The following is a 4438-nucleotide window of genomic DNA, read 5'->3' on the forward strand; positions in this document are numbered from 1 at the left end:
GCCCAGGTTCTGCGCGGCATGTACTACGCCGCGCAGAACCTGGGCAATGTCGGCGCGGCGTTGGGGCCGGTGTTGTGTGGGTGGGTGTTGGCTACGCAGCCGGCGTACAGCATGTTTTATATGTTGGTGGTTTTTGTTGTGGCGGGCGGGTTGATGTACTTTTTGGGAGGGCTGACTGCTAGTAAGCGTGGCAGCCTGACGCCACCGTCAGACGGTTGAAGGAGTGGATTCATCTGGTTGCGAGGCAACGACAGCGGGTTGTGAGCCTCGTTCCTTGCACGCTACGCAATACACCTTTGTCATCACACCTATTGATAGCTCCCTAACGAAAACGCCATTCTAGAGGGCTAGCCTCTCGCTTATATCATTCCGAATGATAGTTACCTTTGTTTCATTCGATTCGTGACATAGCACCTCGCCGCGCATGATCCGCCCATCTCAAATACATTGGCGGATGCACCTCATGGAACAGTCACTCAAACACTTGCGCTTCCCCTTGGCGATTTTGGCCGTGGTGGTGATGAGCGCCTGCGGTAAGACCCCGGATCAAGCGGCCGCCATGCCCCCCGCGAAAATCAGTGTGGCCAAGGTGCTGGAACAGCCGGTCAACGAGTGGGATGAATTCACCGGTCGCCTGGAAGCCCCGGAAACCGTGCAAATTCGTCCGCGCGTGTCCGGCCAGATCGACCAGGTGGCCTTCACCGAAGGCGCTCTGGTGAAGAAAGGCGACCTGCTGTTCCAGATCGACCCGCGCCCGTTCCAGGCAGAGGTGCGCCGCCTCGAAGCCCAACTGGCACAAACCAAAGCCGCCGCCAGCCGCAGCGATAACGAAGCGCAACGCGGCGAGCGTCTGCGTCAGAGCAATGCGATCTCCGCCGAACTGGCTGACTCGCGCACCACCGCCGCCCAGGAAGCTCGCGCCGCTGTCGCCGGGATCCAGGCGCAGTTGGACCTGGCCAAGCTGAACCTGAGTTTCACCCGCGTGACCTCGCCGATCAGTGGCCGCGTCAGCCGTGCTGAAATCACCGCCGGCAACCTGGTGACCGCCGACACCACGCCGCTGACCAGCGTGGTCTCTACCGACAAGGTTTACGCCTACTTCGACGCCGACGAGCGCGTCTACCTCAAATACACCGAGCTGGCTCGTGAAGGCCGCCGTGGCGCGACCACTCCTGTGTACCTGGGCCTGTCCAACGAAACCGGCAACCCGCACCTGGGCCAGATGAACTTCGTCGACAACCAGGTCAACCCGGCCACTGGCACCATCCGTGGTCGCGCCGTGTTCGATAACAGCAAGGGCGAATACACCCCGGGCCTGTATGCCCGCTTGAAGTTGGTCGGCAGCGGCACCTACTCCGCCGTGCTGATCAACGACGAAGCGGTGGGCACCGACCTTGGCAAGAAGTTCGTGCTGGTGATGGACGGTGACAAGCCGGCTTATCGCTCGGTGGAACTGGGGCCGAAGATCGAAGGCCTGCGCATCGTGCGCAGCGGTTTGACCAAGGACGACACCATCGTCGTGAAGGGCTTGCAGCGCATTCGTCCGGGTTCGCCGGTTGCGCCGGAAACGATCCCGATGGCCAGCAAGGAAACCCTCGCCGCCTTGGCACAACAACGACAAGCGCTTGAAGCCAGCAACCTGGAACAAATGGCGCCGGATAAAGCCGCGCCCAAGCTCGCAGCCGTCGCGACTCCACGCGGTTAAGGGATACAACTCAAGATGAATTTTTCCAAGTTCTTCATTTCGCGGCCGATCTTCGCAGCGGTGCTGTCGCTGTTGATTTTGATCGCCGGTGCGATCTCGCTGTTCCAACTGCCGATCAGCGAATACCCGGAAGTGGTGCCGCCCACCGTTGTGGTACGTGCCAACTTCCCGGGCGCCAACCCCAAAGTCATCGGTGAAACCGTGGCCGCTCCGTTGGAGCAAGCCATTACCGGCGTCGAGAACATGCTGTACATGTCCTCGCAGTCGACTGCCGATGGCAAGCTGACCCTGACCATCACTTTCGCCCTGGGCACCGACCTGGATAACGCGCAGGTGCAGGTGCAGAACCGTGTGACGCGCACGCAGCCCAAGCTGCCTGAGGAAGTGACGCGCATCGGTATTACGGTCGACAAGGCTTCCCCTGACCTGACCATGGTTGTGCACTTGACCTCGCCGGACAAGCGTTACGACATGCTCTACCTGTCCAACTATGCCTTGCTCAACGTAAAGGATGAGTTGGCCCGTTTGGGCGGTGTGGGTGACGTGCAGTTGTTCGGCATGGGCGACTACTCCCTGCGTGTATGGCTGGACCCGAACAAAACCGCTTCGCGCAACCTGACCGCCACCGATGTGGTCAACGCCATTCGCGAGCAGAACCGTCAAGTGGCCGCCGGTGCCCTGGGTGCGCAACCTGCACCGAATGCCACCAGCTTCCAGTTGTCGGTGAACACTCAGGGCCGCCTGGTGACGGAGGAGGAGTTCGAGAACATCATTATCCGCTCCGGCGCCAACGGTGAAATCACCCGCCTTAAAGACATTGCACGGGTAGAGCTGGGTTCCAGCCAGTATGCGCTGCGCTCGTTGCTCAACAACCAGCCGGCGGTGGCGATCCCGATCTTCCAGCGCCCAGGTTCCAACGCCATCGAGATCTCCAACGAAGTACGCGCCAAGATGGCGGAGCTGAAAAAGAGCTTCCCGGAAGGCATGGATTTCAGCATCGTCTATGACCCTACCATCTTCGTGCGTGGCTCTATTGAGGCGGTGGTTCACACCCTGTTCGAAGCACTGATTCTGGTGGTGCTGGTGGTGATCCTGTTCCTGCAAACCTGGCGCGCCTCGATTATTCCATTGGTGGCGGTGCCGGTATCGTTGATCGGTACCTTTGCGGTGATGCACTTGTTTGGCTTCTCGCTCAACGCACTGTCGCTGTTCGGCCTGGTACTGGCCATCGGTATCGTGGTGGACGACGCCATCGTGGTGGTGGAGAACGTCGAGCGAAATATCGAGTTGGGACTCGAACCGTTCCCGGCCACCGAAAAGGCCATGAGCGAAGTAACCGGCCCGATCATCGCGACCGCGTTGGTGCTGTGTGCGGTGTTCATTCCAGCGGCCTTTATCAGCGGCTTGACCGGTCAGTTCTATAAGCAGTTCGCGTTGACCATTGCCATTTCCACGGTGATCTCGGCATTCAACTCGCTGACCTTGTCCCCTGCCCTGGCCGCCGTGTTGCTGCGCAGCCATGACGCGCCGAAGGATCGCTTCTCCAAGGTGCTCGACAAGCTGTTGGGTGGCTGGTTGTTCCGCCCATTCAACCGCTTCTTCGAGAAAGCCAGCCATGGGTATGTGGGCACCGTACGCCGGGTGATTCGCGGCAGTGGTATCGCGCTGTTCCTGTACGCCGGCCTGATGGTCCTGACCTGGCTGGGCTTTGCCCACACGCCAACCGGTTTCGTACCGGCCCAGGACAAGCAGTACCTGGTGGCTTTTGCGCAATTGCCGGACGCCGCGAGCCTGGACCGTACCGAAGACGTGATCAAGCGCATGTCCGACATCGCGCTGAAACAACCCGGCGTGGAAGCCGCCGTCGCCTTCCCGGGCCTGTCGATCAACGGCTTCACCAACAGTCCGAACAGCGGCATCGTGTTCGTGACCTTGAAGCCCTTCGATGAGCGTAAAGACCCGAGCATGTCCGCTGGCGCAATTGCCGGTGCATTGAACGGCAAATACAGCAGCATCGAGGAAGCCTACATGGCGATCTTCCCACCGCCGCCGGTACAGGGCCTGGGTACGATCGGCGGGTTCCGCCTGCAAATCGAAGACCGTGGCAACCTGGGTTACGACGAGCTGTACAAGGAAGTGCAGAACATCATCACCAAGAGCCGTACCACGCCTGAATTGTTCGGCCTGTTCACCAGCTACACGGTCAACGTACCGCAGGTCGATGCTGCCATCGACCGCGAAAAAGCCAAGACCCATGGCGTGGCGATCAGCGACATCTTCGACACCCTGCAGATCTACCTGGGTTCGTTGTATGCCAACGACTTCAACCGCTTTGGCCGTACTTACCAGGTCAACGTGCAGGCAGACCAGCAGTTCCGCCTGGATGAAGACCAGATCGGCCAGCTGAAAGTGCGTAACAACAAGGGCGAGATGATCCCTCTGGCGACCTTTATCAAGGTCAGCGACACCTCGGGGCCGGACCGCGTGATGCACTACAACGGCTTTATCACCGCCGAAATCAACGGCAACGCCGCACCGGGCTACAGCTCCGGCCAGGCTCAGGCGGCGATTGAGAAACTGCTCAAAGATGAATTGCCCAACGGCATGACCTACGAGTGGACCGACCTGACCTATCAGCAAATCCTCTCGGGCAATACCGCGCTGTTCGTGTTCCCGCTCTGCGTACTGCTGGCGTTCCTGGTGCTCGCCGCCCAATACGAAAGCTGGAGCCTG

The 4438-nt window shown here is 60.0% G+C and carries 2 protein-coding genes and 1 pseudogene; all 3 read left to right on the forward strand.

Annotated features, from left to right (window positions below; genetic code table 11):
* Positions 1-219, forward strand: a pseudogene (locus FEM54_RS25565) (MFS transporter); the annotation flags it as partial.
* A gap of 244 nt (positions 220-463) precedes the next feature.
* Positions 464-1705, forward strand: a complete 1242-nt coding sequence (gene mexE, locus FEM54_RS25570) for a multidrug efflux RND transporter periplasmic adaptor subunit MexE (protein ID WP_138453554.1) — start codon at positions 464-466, stop codon at positions 1703-1705.
* Between the two features lie 15 nt (positions 1706-1720).
* Positions 1721-4438, forward strand: a 2718-nt coding sequence (locus FEM54_RS25575) for a multidrug efflux RND transporter permease subunit (protein WP_138453555.1), incomplete at its 3' end; no start/stop codon positions are given.

This window comes from Pseudomonas edaphica, assembly GCF_005863185.1.
Classification (GTDB): Bacteria; Pseudomonadota; Gammaproteobacteria; order Pseudomonadales; family Pseudomonadaceae; genus Aquipseudomonas; species Aquipseudomonas edaphica.